The organism is Chryseobacterium sp. 1B4 (genome assembly GCF_036631475.1).
Taxonomy (GTDB): domain Bacteria; phylum Bacteroidota; class Bacteroidia; order Flavobacteriales; family Weeksellaceae; genus Chryseobacterium.
Genome location: NZ_JAPNUF010000011.1, coordinates 102037 through 119557, shown reverse-complemented (window position 1 = coordinate 119557; position 17521 = coordinate 102037). Strand labels below are relative to the sequence as shown.

General features: G+C 36.5%; 17 protein-coding genes and 2 pseudogenes. 6 read left to right on the top strand and 13 right to left on the bottom strand.

Going from position 1 to position 17521, the window contains the following annotated elements; genetic code table 11:
- The first annotated feature begins 138 nt into the window (after positions 1-138).
- From OWR28_RS22560 to OWR28_RS22545, 4 genes and pseudogenes are all read left to right on the top strand, one after another.
- Positions 139-1829: pseudogene (locus OWR28_RS22560) on the top strand (DUF6909 family protein).
- A 54-nt stretch (positions 1830-1883) separates the two neighbouring features.
- Positions 1884-2354, top strand: a complete 471-nt coding sequence (locus OWR28_RS22555) for a cysteine peptidase family C39 domain-containing protein (RefSeq protein WP_332388994.1) — start codon at positions 1884-1886, stop codon at positions 2352-2354.
- A gap of 4 nt (positions 2355-2358) precedes the next feature.
- Complete coding sequence (locus tag OWR28_RS22550) at positions 2359-2829, top strand: DUF1572 domain-containing protein (RefSeq protein ID WP_332388619.1); 471 nt, start codon at positions 2359-2361, stop codon at positions 2827-2829.
- A 175-nt stretch (positions 2830-3004) separates the two neighbouring features.
- Positions 3005-4842 (top strand): annotated as a pseudogene (locus OWR28_RS22545) (M1 family metallopeptidase).
- Between the two features lie 47 nt (positions 4843-4889).
- Here OWR28_RS22545 and OWR28_RS22540 read toward each other — a convergent pair.
- Entirely contained in the window at positions 4890-5150 is a 261-nt protein-coding gene (locus tag OWR28_RS22540; protein ID WP_332388618.1) for a hypothetical protein, read from the bottom strand.
- Positions 5147-5422 carry a hypothetical protein gene (locus tag OWR28_RS22535; protein WP_332388617.1) on the bottom strand — a complete coding sequence of 92 codons (276 nt, stop codon included), beginning with the start codon at positions 5420-5422 and terminating at the stop codon, positions 5147-5149. The genes OWR28_RS22540 and OWR28_RS22535 overlap by 4 nt, the downstream gene beginning before the upstream one ends.
- Before the next feature lie 259 nt (positions 5423-5681).
- Here OWR28_RS22535 and OWR28_RS22530 point away from each other — a divergent pair, with 259 nt between their 5' ends.
- Positions 5682-6440 carry a type III pantothenate kinase gene (locus tag OWR28_RS22530; protein WP_332388616.1) on the top strand — a complete coding sequence of 253 codons (759 nt, stop codon included), beginning with the start codon at positions 5682-5684 and terminating at the stop codon, positions 6438-6440.
- 222 nt (positions 6441-6662) lie between these two features.
- Complete coding sequence (locus tag OWR28_RS22525; RefSeq protein ID WP_332388615.1) at positions 6663-7037, top strand: GNAT family N-acetyltransferase; 375 nt, start codon at positions 6663-6665, stop codon at positions 7035-7037.
- A 76-nt stretch (positions 7038-7113) separates the two neighbouring features.
- Here OWR28_RS22525 and OWR28_RS22520 read toward each other — a convergent pair whose 3' ends face one another.
- The 11 genes from OWR28_RS22520 to OWR28_RS22470 all read right to left on the bottom strand — a co-directional run bounded on the left by OWR28_RS22520 (position 7114) and on the right by OWR28_RS22470 (position 17518).
- Positions 7114-7545 carry a nucleoside deaminase gene (locus OWR28_RS22520; protein WP_120232447.1) on the bottom strand — a complete coding sequence of 144 codons (432 nt, stop codon included), beginning with the start codon at positions 7543-7545 and terminating at the stop codon, positions 7114-7116.
- Positions 7546-8166 (bottom strand): hypothetical protein, encoded by a 621-nt coding sequence (locus OWR28_RS22515; RefSeq protein WP_332388614.1) that lies wholly within the window; start codon positions 8164-8166, stop codon positions 7546-7548.
- 53 nt (positions 8167-8219) lie between these two features.
- Positions 8220-8894: a WYL domain-containing protein gene (locus OWR28_RS22510; protein WP_332388613.1), complete on the bottom strand. Its 675-nt coding sequence runs from the start codon at positions 8892-8894 to the stop codon at positions 8220-8222.
- A 382-nt stretch (positions 8895-9276) separates the two neighbouring features.
- Complete coding sequence (locus tag OWR28_RS22505; protein WP_332388612.1) at positions 9277-9663, bottom strand: hypothetical protein; 387 nt, start codon at positions 9661-9663, stop codon at positions 9277-9279.
- A gap of 383 nt (positions 9664-10046) precedes the next feature.
- The gene (locus OWR28_RS22500) at positions 10047-10304 is read right to left on the bottom strand and encodes a YrhB domain-containing protein (protein ID WP_332388611.1); all 258 of its coding nucleotides are present in this window, start codon (positions 10302-10304) and stop codon (positions 10047-10049) included.
- Between the two features lie 14 nt (positions 10305-10318).
- Positions 10319-11440 carry a hypothetical protein gene (locus OWR28_RS22495; RefSeq protein ID WP_332388610.1) on the bottom strand — a complete coding sequence of 374 codons (1122 nt, stop codon included), beginning with the start codon at positions 11438-11440 and terminating at the stop codon, positions 10319-10321.
- Between the two features lie 197 nt (positions 11441-11637).
- A complete protein-coding gene (locus OWR28_RS22490; RefSeq protein ID WP_332388609.1) occupies positions 11638-12381 on the bottom strand; it encodes a hypothetical protein in 744 nt (247 codons plus the stop codon).
- 20 nt (positions 12382-12401) lie between these two features.
- Positions 12402-12992 (bottom strand): hypothetical protein, encoded by a 591-nt coding sequence (locus OWR28_RS22485; protein WP_332388608.1) that lies wholly within the window; start codon positions 12990-12992, stop codon positions 12402-12404.
- Complete coding sequence (locus OWR28_RS22480) at positions 12985-13347, bottom strand: hypothetical protein (RefSeq protein ID WP_332388607.1); 363 nt, start codon at positions 13345-13347, stop codon at positions 12985-12987. Before OWR28_RS22480 ends, OWR28_RS22485 begins: the two co-directional genes overlap by 8 nt.
- Positions 13348-13364: 17 nt before the next feature.
- Entirely contained in the window at positions 13365-13727 is a 363-nt protein-coding gene (locus tag OWR28_RS22475) for a hypothetical protein (RefSeq protein WP_332388606.1), read from the bottom strand.
- A complete protein-coding gene (locus OWR28_RS22470) occupies positions 13703-17518 on the bottom strand; it encodes a hypothetical protein (RefSeq protein WP_332388605.1) in 3816 nt (1271 codons plus the stop codon). The genes OWR28_RS22475 and OWR28_RS22470 overlap by 25 nt, the downstream gene beginning before the upstream one ends.
- Positions 17519-17521 lie beyond the last annotated feature (3 nt).

The window sequence follows — 17521 nt, the reverse complement described above, 5'->3', positions numbered from 1 at the left end:
CAGCCTGTTTATAGAATATAGAGTAAATATACTACATATTGTACAATTAACAATAATACTGAAGGATTAAAATACTTATTAAAAGACAGTTAAAATAAAGTGGGTAAAGATTTCGTATATTTGTGTGAAATTTATTTTATGACAAATTCTAGAGCAAGAGAAACAACGGAGGCTATTGAAAGATTATACATCTCTATGAGACACCTGTTTTATAGAGGATTTTTCAAGCCGGGAGGAGTTTCAGGAGAGAGTATCAGAAGTTTGTTGAAAACCATCAATCCGGAAATTTACGGAACCATGAATATTCCTAGCAAATTGGAATTGGATGGTTTGATGTATGTTTTAGACAGGCTTCCGGAAGGAATTGAAGAATGTGCTTTTATTCATCTTACATCTGATGAAGGGTTTGATAAAGGAAGTTTCGAGCCTATTGTTCCAAAGAAGAGAAGAAGAAACTGTTATAGAATAGACGAACACCAGATGAATATTGAGGTTCTTTTGGGCCGTTCCGAAATTTATGACATTCTTACCCACCTGACATTCCTGTTTATAGAAGCTGATAAAATCCGTAACCTGGCATTCATCCAGGATGAAAACTGGAAACCGACACGTGCTTTCAAAATTATTGAAGAAGTGGTGAAGGGGAAAAGAAATTCAGCAGAAAAGAAAAAGAAGTGGCGCTTATTCATCTTTCTTCTTTAATAGGAAGATCTTTTGATGAAACTTTAAGAGCTTACAATACTTTTGGTGATGATCATAATCCTGACCGTCTTTTCAAAATTATTTACAACTTAGGAAAGGTAAGTCTTGAGGATGCAAAAGGAAGCAGAGAAAGAGAAATTTATTTCAGCTCTATTTTAAAAGAGAGAGTGGGACACCATTATTTTGGTGAAAAATGGGCTAACAAGGTGAAAGAGGTTTTATTTGAAAATAACCTTCACATGCGTCCCCTGCATATTATTTCTGCCAATATGCATTCGGTGAAAAATATGCTGTATGCCAATCATGCACTTAAGAAGAAACAGCATCATGAAGTTGATTATAAACTGTATGAAGAGATTTCAAACAAGAAAGAACTTCGTGATAAAGTTTTAAAATATGCTTTGGAGGAAGGGATGATTCATATTGCGGACAAGAGTGGAAGTAATATTGATGTCCAGATCATAGACCTCAGCAAAACAGATCTGAAGAATACTCCGTTTGCAGACATTAAGTTCTCAGGAGATGATGTTGTAATGGTTTTTGATTATGCTTTCGGGGAACAGGCTTTCGAGGTGATGGATGAATTGCTGAGACCTTTTGAACATAAAGGAGAAGTGTACATGATGCATGTAAAATCCGTTTCCATCATGGGGAAAGCAGGTATTCTTACCGGAGCGAAAGGAGATATCATGATTCCTACTTCTCATATTTTTGAAGGAACTGCAGATAACTATCCTTTTGAAAATGCTTTAAAACTGGAAGATTTCATCGATGATGAGCTGAGAGCTTTCGAAGGTCCAATGATTACCGTTCTGGGAACCTCTCTTCAGAACAAGGACATTCTTTCTTACTTTATGAATACTTCATGGAAAGCTATTGGGCTTGAAATGGAAGGGGCACATTATCAGAAAGCCATTCAGGTAGCTTCCAAGATCAGACATCATATTTCACCGGATCTGTTTGTATGCTATGCTTATTATGCATCGGATAATCCGCTGGAGACAGGAAGTACACTTTCTTCAGGCGGTCTTGGACTTACAGGAGTGAAGCCAACATACCTGATTACTTTAAGAATCCTTGAAAAGATCTTAAGAAGCGGAAAGAAAGAAGCTTCGACTAAAAAATAATTACATTTTTAAGATGACTTTTCTTTATAAATTAAGAAATAATTTCATGAGCGTATCTTTTATGCTCATGATTTTTTTGTATCAAGTTGTAATGTAAAAGAAGAACAAAATTTTCCTTTTTACCAGCAAACGAATGAAAATAATTGTGGCCCGGCTTGCTTAAAAATGATTTTTGAGTATTATGGAAAAATCTATTCGGAAAAGTACTTAGGTGAAATGACTCATGTCAATAGTAATGGAACAACTATGCTTGAATTATCTGATGCCTCAGAAACGCTGGGATTTAAACCTGTAGGACTAAAGGTTGATTTTCTGAATCTGAGTAAAAATGTAAATTTACCATGTATTGCTTATTGGAAATCTAAGCACTTCGTAGTCGTTTATAGGATAGAAAATTCAAAAGTTTATGTAGCAGATCCGGGAGACACCTTAAAGGTTTATGATAAGGATGAGTTTTGTAATTTGTGGGAGGATCCTCAATATATTGGTGAAAAAAATGGTTATATTTTAGAAATTAATAAATAAAATTATGAGCCCAATCTTACAATTATCAAAAAGATTCCGAGAAGTTTTGCTGGATGGTCTCTGGATCGCCAATACCAATTTTAAAGATCAGCTTTCGGATGTGACCTGGGAACAGGCTGTGACAAAGATTGGTTCTTTAAACACGATTGCAATGCTCACTTTTCACATCGATTATTATATTGCAGGGATTGTGCATGTCTTTGAGGGCGGAGATCTGGAGATAAAGGATAAATTCAGTTTTAATCTTCCACCCATAGAATCACAGAAGCAATGGGAAGACTTGCTGGGTAAGCTTTGGGAAGATTCTGAAAAGTTTGCAGCATTGCTGGAACAGATGCCCGATTCTAAGCTTGATGAGGTTTTTGTGGATGAAAAATACGGAACCTACCAAAGAAATATCGACGGAATGATAGAGCACAGCTATTATCACCTGGGACAGATTACTTTAATCAAAAAACTCTTGAAAAGCCGATAAAATATCCTTGTCAAGGTTTTAACCCTTGTCAAGGATCACAAATAAGGCTTAAAAGAATTTAACAACCCGAATTAAAATTCATCTAAAACCATATTAAACAGAATAAAATCTCAAAATAACTCCTATTTGAGGTTCTTATTTAAATTACCTACCTTTAGAAAAAATAAAATTTTAAATGAGAAAATCGGCTGCAATCATTTTTGCGTTTATCATTTCACAATTTCAGGCTCAGCAAGGAGCTTACTATCAGCAGGCTGCGAAGTACAAGATGGATATAGATGTCAATGCTGAAAAATTTACCTACCAGGGAAAACAAACGATAGAATACACCAACAATTCACCGGATGAGCTGAATGTGGTTTATTTTCATTTATACTGGAATGCTTTCAAACCTAATTCCATGATGGATCAGAGAGTGGCTTCCCAGGGAAAAACGGAGACTCAAGACTGCAGAAAGATGGCATTTCAAGACTTGCTTCCATTCCGAAAGATCAGGAAGGTGCTCAGAATATTCACTGGATTAAGCAGAATGGGAAAGATCTGAAATTTGAAGTTCAGGAAACCATTATGAAAGTGTATCTGGCTGAACCTATCAAACCGAATTCTACCACTACCTTTACAATGGATTGGGATTCCGTGATTCCTCAGCAGATCAGAAGAAGCGGAAGAAATAACAAAGAAGGAGTTGACATGACAATGACGCAATGGTATCCGAAAATTGCAGAATACGATTATGACGGCTGGGCAACTTTTGATTATCTGGGAAGAGAATTTCATGCGCCGTTCTCCGATTTTGATGTTACCATTAAAATCAATAAAGATTATGTAGTAGGAGCGGGAGGCATTCTTGAGAATCCGGCGGAAGTAAAAGGATATGATTCCAATGCTAAAGTAAAAACTGAAAAAGATAAAAAAGCAACCTGGAAATGGACCGCAAAAAACATCCTTGATTTTGCATGGAGTGCAGACAGAGATTATGCTGTAGAAAGCTTCAATGTTCCGGAAGGCCCGAAAGTATATCTGGTATATCAGAAAAATGATAAAACAAAAGCATGGGGTGAAGCACAGCCTTATATCACCAAGTATTTTCAGATCATGAATTCCCATTTCGGAAAATATGTATATCCTACCTATGCATTTATCCAGGGAGGAGATGGCGGAATGGAGTATGGGATGTGTACCATGATTTTAGGGGAAGCCAAAAGCATTAAAGATTTAATGGGCTTAATGGCTCACGAAGGATCCCACTCCTGGTATCAGCAGATGCTTGCCACCAATGAGTCGGTACGCCCATGGATGGATGAGGGGTTCACAAGCTATGCGGAAGGTTATACGATGTATCAGCTATTCCCTGAAGATCTGCCGAATCCTTTTGTTGAAAGATTAGATGCTTACAGAAAGTTCGTTAAAAAAGGAATTGAAGAACCTGCAGTTTGGTTAGGGGATCATCACGATAACGGTACATCTTATACCTTTGCTTCTTATGTAAAAGGTGAATTGTATCTGGTGCAGCTTGGATACATTATGGGAGAGCAGAATCTTGCCGAAACCCTGAAGCAATATTATGACCAGTGGAGTATGAAGCATCCTTCAGACAGGGACTTTCTTCATATTGCGCAGAAAGTTTCCGGGATGGATCTGAAATGGTTCCACAATTACTGGATCAATACGACAAAAACCATTGATTACGGAATTAAGGATGTAAAGTACGACGCAAAATCAACTACGATTACCCTTGTTAATAATGGTCAGGTACCAATGCCGATTGATTTCGGAGTGATGACAACGGATAAGAAAATTGTTACCTATCAGATCCCAATGAATATGACTCATACATGGAAAGAAAAAGATGTGTATGGTGAGTTTAAAACAATGCCTTACTGGCCATGGACTCAGAAAGAATATACCCTTACTATTCCTTATACAAAATCTCAGTTATCTGTTCTGGGAATTGATTTCAGCCAGAGAATTGCAGATGTGAATATGGAAAATAATTTTGTAGAGGTGAAATAACGATAAACAGATACAAAGAAAAATCCACAGATGAGTCTGTGGATTTTTTATTTTATTCCAAATTGCTGTACCATCCAGTGATTGGGATGATTTTGGATGAGATCCTGTCTCAAAGCTTCATCTTGGGTATTTAAATAACTGTAAACCTTTAAAGGAATAGAATCCGGATATTCTTTCAAACCGTTTGCGACCGTAATTTTTGCTTCTTCTTTTTTGGAGCCGCTATCCAAGGCCTCTGCTTTAAAAATGTAAATGATTGCCGGGACCTTTCCATATACTTCTTTTGTTTCACTTTCCAGGAGATTCATGGTTTCAATCTGAAATACAGGATTTGAATTTTTCCTTCCGCTACAGTCTGGCTGATATGCTGCTGATACATCAGAAGAAGGTAAAGCAGGTGTATATTTTTGGTATTAGGATCAGAAACTGCTTTTTGAATTCTGTGTGCCAGTTCGGGAGTTACTTCATCATTGTCAGCCTGAAGATTTTTTTGATAAAATTCGTCCATCAGGTTATACACTGCCCTATCCTGGGAATCAATTTTTGAATGACTCTTTATGTTTTGTAAAACGCTTGCCATTGAGTTGCCGGATTGCGCAAAAATACAGGTGCTGAAGCATAGTAAAGTACAAAGGATCAGTTTTTTCATGAGATAGCCAGAATAATAATATTGTGTTTTAAATATACTGATTTGTTCCGGAGAAAGAAAAAATAAGGGTGTTATTGTAATTTAGTTTTGATAATGACAGGTTCTTTTTTTAAAATGATTAAATTTAATCCCTCAAAATCAAGCAGGAATTTCAATTATATATCATGAATTTCTTCTGAAAAATATGTCAATGAATTCAATCGTAATCAACGTAGGGAACAGCAATATCAGATTTGGTCTTTTCAATGGTGATAATTGTGATATTTCGTGGGTAATCAATACAAAACCATACAGAACAGCAGACGAACTTTATGTGCAGATGCTGATGCTTTATCAGACTTATAAAATTGAACCCAAAGAAATCGATAAGGTTATCATCGGATCAGTAGTTCCTCAGCTTACCAAAGTAATGAGCTCAGGAATCAAAAAAATTCACGGAACCACTCCTGTAGTTGTCGACCGCAATACTCCTTCAGCAGTACAGGCTAAATCCAAGCAGATGGGAACCGATATCTATGCGAACCTTGTAGCTGCACATAATTTATATCCTGGTAAGAAAAAGATTATTATCGATTTCGGAACTGCTCTTACGGCAAGTTGTGTAGCGGAAAATGGAGAGACCCTGGGCGTAATTATTGCTCCCGGAATTGTTACTTCTCTGAATTCTCTGATCAACCAAACCGCTCAGCTCCCGGATATCGAACTGAAGAAGCCGAAATCTGTCCTGGGCCTGGACACCGTAACCTGTATGCAAAGCGGAATGGTATATGGCTTCCTGGGAATGGTAGAAGGCTTTGTCAGCCGTATCAATGAAGAAGTAAATGATGATTGCTTTGTCGTTGCAACAGGAGGAGTTTCTCATATCTATAAACCTTTGACAGATAAAATTCATGTGATGGACAGGCTTCACACCCTGAAAGGACTTTATTTCCTTGGGAAAGATTTATAAATAAAAGAGTAAGGTTCAGGTTGAATCCGGGTAATACCTTAATCTTCACCTCAACCTTAATTTTAAAATAATGAAAAAATTTCCGATTATACAGACAGAAAGGCTTATTCTATCAGAACTGGAGGAGAAGGATATTCCCTTTATCGTTGAATACCTCCAGCATAGAATTTTTCTGATCTTACCTCTAATATTCCTTATCCTTATGTAGAAAATGATGCCCGGATGTGGCTGAAAATGTCTAAGGAAGCCTTTGATAATCATACCGGATATATTTTTGGAATCAGGAATAAAGAGGGGCAGATCATTGGAGCGATTGGGCTTCACGATCAGGATGATGATAAAGCGGAATTAGGCTACTGGATAGGAATTCCTTACTGGAATAAAGGGTATGTAACCGAGGCTGCAAAAGCCCTGATAGATTTTGGTTTTAATGAATTGGAGTTTCATAAGATCTTTGCTACTCATTTCCCTCATAACCCCGCTTCCGGAAGAATTATGGAGAAAATAGGAATGAAGCAGGAGGCTGTTCTCATACAGGAGGTGAAAAAGGATGGAGAATATTTTGATCTGGTAAGATACTGTATTGTAAAAGAGTAGAAGAAGTTTTAACAGTATAAAAATTATAAATAAAAGCCGGGAATATTTAACTATTCTCCGGCTTTGTGTTTTTAAATTATCGTTTACTTTTGAAGAATTCTTTAACAATAGAGGAACATTCTGCTTCCATAATGCCTGTGATAACTTCTGTTTTCGGATGGAGAGAAAGATGTTTATTGATAAACCCTCTCTGTTCATCGCGTGCTCCAATGACAACTTTGGAAATCTGAGACCAGGAAAGCGCTCCTGAGCACATGACACAAGGTTCCATGGTTACATACAATGTACAGTCTTTTAAATATTTTCCTCCAAGAAAGTTAGCTGCCGAAGTTATGGCCTGCATCTCTGCATGGGCAGTGACGTCATTCAATGTTTCGGTGAGATTATGGGCTCTTGCAATAATCCGGTTGTTGGAAACCACCACACACCCGATAGGGACCTCATCTTTTTCTAAAGCGGCTTCTGCTTCCTGCAATGCCATTTTCATATAATATTCGTCTGTAAACATTTAGTCCGTTATCGTTAAAGTTAAAGGAAGTTTGAAACGATAGGTAGTAGGATCGCCTTTTATCGTTGCCGGAGAAAATTTTTCTGCCAGAGAATATAGGGCAATTTCCGCCTGCCTGTTAAAGGTGAAATTATTACCCTGTGCATGAACATTGCTGACTGTTCCATCTTTTTCGACAATAAAATCCACATCCGTTTTTATCGTTTTTTCTTCAGAATATACCCCGTCAACATACAGGAGATTGGCAACTTCCTGCCTCAAAGAATTGATCCCGCCCGGGTAATCTGCAATCTTTTCAGCGTCTGTAAACTTTCCAGGTGAGGTCTGAAAACCGGGATTCCTGATGGTCTGAAGGTCTTCCAGATTTCTGACTTTTAATAAAGCTCCAATCAGTGCATTATTTTCAATGCTGTCCATTTTTTTCATGAAAAAAAGAAAATCACCTTTAATCTCTGCTTTTTTTACGGCATTGGACTCGGCATCAAATTTCTTTTTGAATTCTTTGTTCAGCATGTTCCTGTGCTGGTTATAATAACTCTTTACAAGCCTGAACTCTTCTTTCTGCTGTGCGAGAAAAAAGGTAGAAATAAAACAGCTGATGCCAATGAATAAGGTTTTCAATAAGGGTATATTTATGTAAATATAACAAAAAATATGAAATAAGTCCTTTATGATCAGCTTTCAAGATAACGGTTCAAAGATTCCTGTAAATGATTGCGGATTTCTTCAACTAAAGCTTTCGGCTCCAGAACGGTTACTTCTTTTCCATAAGAAAGAATCTCCTGCATAAAGTCATAAGTAGGATGGAGGAAGAACTCAAAATAGATTTCATCCGGAGTTTCTTTGGTCTCTTTCTGGGATTGATGAAGTGGGAAACTTCTGATGTATTCTCCCTGATGGCGGCTGCATTTCAATACGATATTCTGTGGTTTCTGTTCTGCCAGATTCATGACTCCGAATGCATTTTTAAAATGCTCTCTGAAGTTGTATTTGTATTTCTCCCTGAACTGATTTTTAGCCACATCAAGATAATTGATCCTGTCAAGCCCGAACGATTTTAAAACTTTATCTTTTGTATCGATGGCAATAAGATACCATCGGTCTTTAGATTCTTTTAAAGCCAAAGGATGCACTTTCCTGGAGGTCATCAGTTTGTTTTTGTAATTGTAGTGTTCAAAAGTCACCACTCTTTTATTGCGGATGGCAAAGAACAGGTCATAAAAATGTTCCACACCCGTTGGTTTACGGCTTTCAAAAAAGATAAAATCTGAAAAATCCGGGTGAAGGTTCAGCGCATTGCTTACCTGAAAGGACTCAAGAAGTTTCTGATTGTATTCATCCACTTCCATAATCGGGCGGCTCTCGATATAATACCGGTTGTCACCCTTCTTTTTGTTATGAATGGAGAGATTGAAAAGATCTGAAATCTCCCGGATATCCCTTTGCAGAGTACGGATAGAGTAGCTCTTGATTCCTGCATCCTGGAATTCAAAAGAGTTTAAAGATAGTCCTCCAGCTGGGAATAAGTAGCCGGAGAACTTTCTAATCTTTTAATAATTAAGGCATATCTTGTCAGATAAAAATCTTTTTTCATTTCTCTATTTTTAGGTGCAGCAGCGCTGCGATTCATGGTAAAGTTTTATAAGACAAATATATGCGGTTCATGCGACAAAACGTGTCGTGTTTTATTTTTGTAGTAAAGTTTTGTTATATAAACTTATTGGAAGTGTGTTAAAAATTCTTCCTTACAAAATTTTTAAAGTCAAAATTTTGATGTTTAAAATATTTATCTTCATCAACAACAGTGTATTTATCATTTTTATCTTTTATAGCATAAACAAACCTCGGTTTGTCATCTCCTAAAAAAGAGGCCATATGAAGAGGAACTCCACTATCTAAAAAGTATATAAAAAAAGATTTATATTCATTATCATATTTTTCTTTACTATTCACACTAAAATGCCATCCGTCATGTTCATAATATCCATCATTGCCTAATGAATATACTTTTACTTTATCTTTTGTTGCTGAAGCCGTTTGCAAATTATAAGCTTCTTTAAAGACATCATCAACTACTTTTAATCCTATTTGTATGATTTGTTCTTTTGTCGGTTTCATATTTTTAATAATGTATATTTAATTTTTTTAACTCATTTTTAAATTCCATTCCAGCAAGATAGTTATCAAGCTTTATATCAATACTCTTTTACCCATTCTTTAGTGTCTGGATTCCATTCTAAACATTAATTCCAATTGTGTTCAATAAGATTTTCAATCTTAAAATAATTATCCAATTAAATAGACACTACCTCTTAAATTTTTATAAATCATATAATGATCAGGTCAATAAAAAACCAGCAGTAAAGATACTGCTGGTTTACTCAAGAGTTATACTCTTTTGTTTTTTTGTAAATCTAATAATTATTTATAATCAAATCTGTCTTCATCAGGATACCAATAACCTGTTAAACATAATGGTAAAGTATTATTTTCATAAGCTTTTAATTGGTCTTCCAGATTACCTGACGTACTAAAAGTAACCACCCTTCCCGCTTTTTTTCTACTAAAAATGGTCCATTACCTACTAATGACTTATTAAAATCACCTGTTAAAAGATATTCTTTAGAATCATACGAGTATACATTACCATATGGCGTTATAATAACTTTATCTATAACTACTTCAATATTTTCTCCTCCTTCACCTAGTTTTTTTAAAAAACGTTCTGCTATGATGAGCATTTCTTTTTCTGTTAACATATTTTATATTTTTATTACCTTACAATTAAATACTTAAATCCTCCCTCTTTTTCGGATGCATACTGCTTAGTATATTTACTTTCTATAAATTTAGCAAATTTCTCGTCTTTTAAAGCAAAAACGACATATTCTCCTGTCTGGCCATCAAATAGATGTAATTCTCCTCCTTTCTTCATTCCTACAAAATAATGCCCCTTAGTGGATTGGCCAATTATTCCTCCAGGACCCTTTACGTTTTCTACAGATTTTACTCCATAGATAACTGCAATCTCTCCTTCTTTCATCAACTCCTTTAGCCTACCAAATGGTCTGGCTGGCTGAAAGTGACCTCCTCCAAATTTTGGGGCAACTTTTTCAAATGTTTGGTATCCCGATTCCTTTGCTAATTTCAACTCTCCAGTTTTGAGGAAATTAATCACAGATTCTACTACATTTCCACAATTATACTTATGTACTTGAGCTATTATATCATCTTTTAAATAATGGTTAAAGTAAGGCATTGCTTCCTGTATATGGTCAAAAGGATTTTTAACTTTTTCTGAGAATTTTTTTAACCCTTCTCGAAATGCTTTAACCTTTTCTGCATCACGAGTTGCAAATAATGATTCACCTGCTATATGCCCTCCCTCGTGTTTTAGTTCTTCTAAAGCATGATCAATCTGTTTTGCTTCCTCAGCATTCTTTGCAGATTTTCTGATTTCATCCTCATGCTCCAGAATTTCTTTAGCACTTTTTCTCAATCCATTATGAATTGCTACAGAAAGTTCACCGGATAAAGATAATAATTCCAGCCAAAATAAATACTCAGATAATGATTTGCCCCATGAGGCATCTCTTGCTCCGGAAAGTTTCAGTAATGTATTGACTGTACCGCTGGTAATTTCTACTACGGCTGCTGTTGCTGCTACGGCCTTTCTTACATTCGCTACGGCTCTTCCTGCTTTACTTACAAATCTAAGCTTCTCTGCCTTCGCTGCAAATTTTGCCAGATATCTGAATTTTCCAATGTTTCCTACTCCGGAAACGGTAGTTAAAATATCTGCAACATATTCTGCGCTTGTAATGACGTTACTCCAGAACTGTTTGTCACGGTTGGCTTTCAACATAAAGGCTGGGACAACAGAATCCAGCTTCATTTCTGTTTCCTGATTTTCAATATCCTTAAGATAGATAGGATAAAAAGGATGATACCAGAACTGATCTATAATAGGAACCTGCGTAGGCACTAGATTATCAGTCTTCAGACCTGGCCTCATTTCAATTTCTGTTTTTCCCGTATCATATAAAGTTTTTATCAGCCTTCCTTTTTGCTGATGGGTCTCAAAAGACATACTTACATTACTGAAATAAAACCCGAAAGCTTTTTCAGAGGCATAAGGAAGGAATAAAAGGCCGTCGGTAGTTGCAAATTCAGGATTTTTTCTGTATCCGGATATATGAACCTTGACTTTTTCCATACCTGGCTGATCAGTTTTGCAAATTCCATGAAATTTTCACCATTGATCCTGTCATAAATAAATTCAAACTTGGAAATATTTTTGTCTCCGTCCTTTATTGTCTCTAGGAACCAATTCATGAGTTTTACTTCCTGTCCTTCTTTTTGCAGAATAATTTTTATGAGTTTTATAAAAATGTTTTCTTCCGCAAGATCTTTTTTATTTGTAAGGCTATCCCTTCTTACAGCCATTTCCATAAGTTTCCATAGGAAGTCTTCATTAAACATTACAGCTACAGATTCCGGTAAATAAAACAGCGTTTTCATGGCATCATAGTAAGCAAGGGTACTTTTACTTTTAATACTGTCTTCTATTTTATGTATAACCTGGTTCATAAACTGATCTCTGAAAGAATCTCGCTGGGGATTGCTGTTATCTCCTTTTTCTAAGGAGAACCCTTCACTAAACAGGGTTTGATCTAAAAAAGTAAGTATCCCGCCGATACTTGTAAATTTTAATATAATGGAGCATTCGTCATCATATAGGAAGAACTTGGGTCTGTATCCTTTTTCATAATATCTGTATTTTAATATGAAATTCTTTAGCCCATATTCTATCTGAAGAAAGGGAATCAAAGTCATTCTGCCTTCCTTTTCAGATTTCAGAACCTGAACCTTCTTTCCGGATTATTCCATAAATATTGTTCATCATCAAACAATATTTTTATAATTTTCCCAAAAGTTGTCACATGATCAGTATAATCGTAAGTATAGGTGTCATTTTCTAAATCTTTCAGATATTTTCCATTGGGGTCATAGTATATATTGTCTGGAAAAATGGTTACAGCCTTTAGACTTTCAGAATAAATGACAACTAGATTTTTAACGGTATCATAAATGTAGGAACTAGTTCCAAATTCTATAGGAAATTCGATAAGCCATTCATCTGATATAGTTTCAGTGGTTTCATCTAAAAGATTGAAATATTTTCCATTGAGGGTCTTTACATAATATTTATTATTTCCGCCGGTTTTCAGCAGATAAATGGCTTCAGCATTATGGCTATTCAGAATACCAAAAATTCGTTTGTATTTATTAAAGTCTGTTTCAAAAATGTTCTTATTGACATTATAAGCATTACCATCATCTAAAGGTGTTAAAAGAACTTCAGTGGGAGGCAACGCATTTTTTGCACTTTCTTCAGACCTTCGATAGAGCCTGAGAAACTCAATGATTTGTTCAAAATCAGTCATTTTCGTTGATTTTAGAATTTACGGATGATAATTCATTTCCCGGAAAAATCATCGTAAGCTTATTGTTGTAATAATGCTTCTGAATTGTTTCTTCATCCAATACGAGAAGATCCAGATAGTAATCTTTATCAAGGAGTGTGTGGGCATTTTTAAGTTTGCATTTAGCCTGTACCAAAACATCCCAGTCTTTTCCTTCCAGCGTGTCCCATTTATCAAATGGTACCCTGCCTCTGCTTCCGAAAAGAAATATCTTTTCTACAGCAGTAATATCATCAATCTTGTCCTTTAAGGTCGTGAGGATATAAGGCAGCACTTTATCGTGCTGCCAGATAGCCTCGGGTTTTACCCGGCTCATGGTTTTTTGTTTTTAGATTAAATTAAAAATCTTGATAGAGAGAGCTTTTCAGCATATTCTTGGGCATCAACCAGCTTATCGTCTTTGTCAAAAAGTCGGTTGGATGAACCGGTGAAGAAATCATCAGCAAATTTCAGGAAAGTAATTCCATCCGTTGTAAAGGCTAATGTGTCTGACATTTCTGTATAAGGAGGTTTGACAAATTTGAAATTTTTGATTTTGTCTATGTCCACTCGGATCGTAACTCCATTCTCGGTATTGGCAAAAGCTTCAATGCCATCTATTCCTGAAAGTCCGGAAGCTAAAGCTCCATAAACCTTCACTAGAGAATCTGTTTTGGCCCATGTTGCGTCTCTTACAACCTCAATGGTTTGTCCCATGCATTCGTATTTTCTAGGAAACTCCCTGCCTGGTCAAGATCTCCAATGGTATTATACGAGCCTGTATTATCTAATTCTTTCAGAGAGAATTGGATCTGTTTTATGCTGGATTTGTTTCCCATTAAAGAATTATCTTTCACGAAGTTACTTTCCGTGATCACCTCTCCCGGCACTTCAAACTCGTTAGGATCTTCAGCACTAAATGGTAAAGCATGCGCTACTTTTAAGCCGATGCTTTCAGCCTGAAGAATATTTAATGGAGTTGGAAGTCTGGTAATCCAGGCTTTTCCTTGTTTTATGCCTTTAGGCTGTTTCATTTCATCTACAATAGATAGATAAAGAGAATCTCCAATGACAGGAACTTCGCCTCCATTCCAGATTTTACCTGTTGCCATATAGAACTGAACGGCATCTTCAAATCCCGGACGTACCGTAGCAACAACTCTTGCCATACCACTTTGCAGGAATGCTCTGAATAACGGGTCTACATCTTCAGCCTGGTAAAGATTTGTCCATTCCGTTTTATTAGCCCAATAGTAAGGATACAGATAATAAGAAAGGTTTTCCCATTCAAATGCCTGTTCCATAAACTTAAGGAAAGCTGTATATTTATCCAGTTTTGATGACAGGTCTGTTTCATAATCTGTAAAGGTACTTCCGGTAGTTAGCCCTGCCATACCATAGCCATGGGTAGAATTGGCTGATCTGTTGATCATATAAGAGATACAGTTTTTACGGAGTACCGTATTCTCGATCTGACGATAGAATCCTGGATTGGATCCTTTAATCTGGATACCGGTAGCTTTTTCTTCCGCTATTTTCTGTTCGTACACTGCCAAAGCCTTTTCATAGCTGTCAATAATGGCTTTGAATGTTTTCTGAAGCCATGCATTTCTTGCTTCTGGAGTAAGTTCTAAATTCAGTTTCAGAGTACCCTGCATAATTGGGCTTTCTCCTGTAGCAAAACTAAATTCCAGTTTATTTTTGATATTCAGGGTTGTTGTTGTTCCGCTTACCTGTGTACTGTTCGGTGAAGAAATCCAGTAAGTACCTTGCCCTCCAATGGTCATGAAAGCCTGATGAGCTCCTTTAAAGCTGTGTGGATAGGTTTGGAAAGTATAATCAACAGTTTTTAATAAATAACCTTCCGGAACTTCAACTTCTCCGTTTCCGTTTACAATCTGAACCTTGTCATCATCTTTTCCTCCGAAGTTTCCATCGCGTCCACTGAATGATTTACTTATAGCAAAGGATTCTGCAGGTCTCTCATCAATTTCGGCATTGTATTTACTTATCCAATATTTTAATGCAGCTTCGTTACCTAAAGATGAATAGTTTTCTAATGGCAGATAGCTTGCTTTTCTTGGGTCTTCAGGTTTTACAAGATCGCTCTTCGTTGCTGAATTGTCCAATGTCATTCCCAGCGTATGTAATTTAGCAGGTTGAGGAATCATAAATTCGAACATCAGACGCTTACCGTAATTATAGATCTGGTTTTTCATAAGTTTGTCTACCCAACGGAAAACACCTACAACATGCTTATCTCCTTTGGTATTGTCAAAGCCGTGTTTGTTATTCTCTTCGAACTCTTCAATGATCTTTTCAATTCTTTCCTCATGAACTTTTGTGACTACTCTGTCTAATGCTCTTGCTGTAATATCCTGAGCTTGGGTAAGTGCTTGTCTTGTACTTTCTTCTTTGGAAGAATGAGTGGCATACCCACCGGCAATTCCTGTACTTATTGTTGCCCCCATTGCTCCTGTTCCAGTTTTCCAGGTGGCATCAAAATGTGCCTGTACATTGGCATCTCTGGATTCCTGCATCATTTTGGCAATCTCAGTCTGCATTTCAAATCTGGTTGCAGTAGTAGTGTCCGTAAGTTTTTCTCTTTCAGTATCTGAAGATGTAGTAGTGGTGTTTTCGCTTCTTCGTAGTCTTCTTGTTGCCTTTTCACGGTACTCACGGGCCATTACGTTTTCAATATGAGCCACTTCCCCTTCTACATAAGCATGGGTAGTCTGTTCTACTTTAAGATAGTCAGCAATACCGATTTGCTTAAATCCAAATCCGGAAGGGATATAAGAATCATCAGGTTCCTGAACAGGATCTTTAATTTCATTTACAAACTCGAAAGATGAGGTGTAGCAGGACTTCATTGAAATAATTCTTGGGAAGAAAGTCGTTACCTTACCATTGGTAAAGGTGATTTTAACATCCATTGTAAAGTTCTCTGTTTGAGAAATGTATACACCGTCTGTTGTTGCGCTTCCTAATAATTTACTTAAGAAAATCTTATTACCAACACGGCTTTTTTCAAAATAAGTACCGGAAATAGGTCCTGCATTGGTATAGAAAGTATAGCTCATACTTGCTACATTCCAGGAAGCATCAGGAACATCGATAGATAAGTCCAGACACGTATTTCTTAAAATATGCCTTGGGCATAACTGATAGGTAAAAGGAATCGTTTCTACTCTTGAGACAGGAAGAATGACTCCACCAATACTTGTATAGCTTTCAGAATTATCCATGATATTATCCAGAATAACTTTATTGGCATTCTCCGTAGCATTGGAAATAATGTCTTTTAATTCATTGAACGTATTTCTTCCTGCCAGCAAACTATCAATTAGTGATGCGTCATCAATCCTTTCTTTCTCTGGCTCTGAAAAATCATATTCTAAAAGGGATAATACTGTATCAATACTGTCGGGTTTCAATCCACTTACAAGAGTTCTCGCATCTACTTCAGGGCGGAACGAGAATTCAAATTTCGGAAGCTTCGGATAAGGAATTTCTTCCGGTCTGTTACAAGGATCTTCAGGATCATAAGGCAACTCAGGATTTCTGATCTCACAATATTTTCTCCTTGCTTCTTCTACACGGGCATAATATTCGTCAAGGATGGATTGGTTGGATTCGTTATGTTTTTCTTCACTGGCTTTATATTCTCGTGTATATTCTTTTTTATAGCTGTTCTCAATAAGAGACATCTCTTTGGTTAACACTTCATATCTCTTAAGAAGAGCCTGAGCTTCCTGGATATTTTGCTGCTTTTCCATGTAAGAGGACGGTGATGTAACTTCTCCCGATTCTTGTTCCTCCATTTTTGAAGTAATGCCAATAGGGTTGGCATCCGGAGTATCCAGCATCAGTTCTCTAGGAATTACAACTCTTGCGGATAATAAATCTTTGTATTCATCCTCGGCCGGAGCTGAATTTTCAGGGGTAAGGGTATGGGCTGCCAATAAAACCTGCATCAACCCTTCTTTAACATAGAAGTCTTTATGAGTGGCAATCTGATAAATTAGGTTGTTCCATAAGTTGATAAGATCGGGAAATGCATAAGAAGAGGATAGTTTTACCTGATTCTTTTTCCCATTAAATTGATTATAAGAACAGGTGTTTTTATTTTTTGCAAGCCAAAGTGCGTAATCGTACACAATACCATAGGTTTGTTTCAATGCGTCCATATCAGCAATAAAATTGGCATTTTGGGCAAAAACAGCAGCTCTTTCTTTTAACAATTCCTGCTTGGGCCTTGTTCCTGAGGCTACAGGTACATAAAATGTATTGTCGCTTTTTAAAGAATCCGGAATCGTAATGAATTTTTTATTTTGTTTATCTTCATCGGGTAATTGCGGGCTTCTTAAGCTTACGAATCTGAAAAGTGTTTGTGATGGGTTGTTTGTGTTCATAGGGTTTGTTTGTTTATAGTTAATAATTCCTTCTCCTATTAAGGATTTTCCGACAGTAAATGCGGATTTTGTTGATGTATTATTTGTTGGCATTTT

Excerpts from the sequence above, each read along its gene's own strand:
- OWR28_RS22550 (WP_332388619.1), top strand. The coding sequence starts at position 2,359 with ATGAGCCCAATCTTACAATTATCAAAAAGATTCCGAGAAGTTTTGCTG.
- OWR28_RS22540 (WP_332388618.1), bottom strand. The coding sequence starts at position 5,150 with ATGAATCTCCTGGAAAGTGAAACAAAAGAAGTATATGGAAAGGTCCCG.
- OWR28_RS22535 (WP_332388617.1), bottom strand. The coding sequence starts at position 5,422 with ATGGCAAGCGTTTTACAAAACATAAAGAGTCATTCAAAAATTGATTCC.
- OWR28_RS22530 (WP_332388616.1), top strand. The coding sequence starts at position 5,682 with ATGAATTCAATCGTAATCAACGTAGGGAACAGCAATATCAGATTTGGT.
- OWR28_RS22525 (WP_332388615.1), top strand. The coding sequence starts at position 6,663 with ATGTGGCTGAAAATGTCTAAGGAAGCCTTTGATAATCATACCGGATAT.
- OWR28_RS22520 (WP_120232447.1), bottom strand. The coding sequence starts at position 7,545 with ATGTTTACAGACGAATATTATATGAAAATGGCATTGCAGGAAGCAGAA.
- OWR28_RS22510 (WP_332388613.1), bottom strand. The coding sequence starts at position 8,894 with ATGGAAGTGGATGAATACAATCAGAAACTTCTTGAGTCCTTTCAGGTA.
- OWR28_RS22505 (WP_332388612.1), bottom strand. The coding sequence starts at position 9,663 with ATGAAACCGACAAAAGAACAAATCATACAAATAGGATTAAAAGTAGTT.
- OWR28_RS22500 (WP_332388611.1), bottom strand. The coding sequence starts at position 10,304 with ATGTTAACAGAAAAAGAAATGCTCATCATAGCAGAACGTTTTTTAAAA.
- OWR28_RS22495 (WP_332388610.1), bottom strand. The coding sequence starts at position 11,440 with ATGAAGCTGGATTCTGTTGTCCCAGCCTTTATGTTGAAAGCCAACCGT.
- OWR28_RS22490 (WP_332388609.1), bottom strand. The coding sequence starts at position 12,381 with ATGACTTTGATTCCCTTTCTTCAGATAGAATATGGGCTAAAGAATTTC.
- OWR28_RS22485 (WP_332388608.1), bottom strand. The coding sequence starts at position 12,992 with ATGACTGATTTTGAACAAATCATTGAGTTTCTCAGGCTCTATCGAAGG.
- OWR28_RS22480 (WP_332388607.1), bottom strand. The coding sequence starts at position 13,347 with ATGAGCCGGGTAAAACCCGAGGCTATCTGGCAGCACGATAAAGTGCTG.
- OWR28_RS22475 (WP_332388606.1), bottom strand. The coding sequence starts at position 13,727 with ATGGGACAAACCATTGAGGTTGTAAGAGACGCAACATGGGCCAAAACA.
- OWR28_RS22470 (WP_332388605.1), bottom strand. The coding sequence starts at position 17,518 with ATGCCAACAAATAATACATCAACAAAATCCGCATTTACTGTCGGAAAA.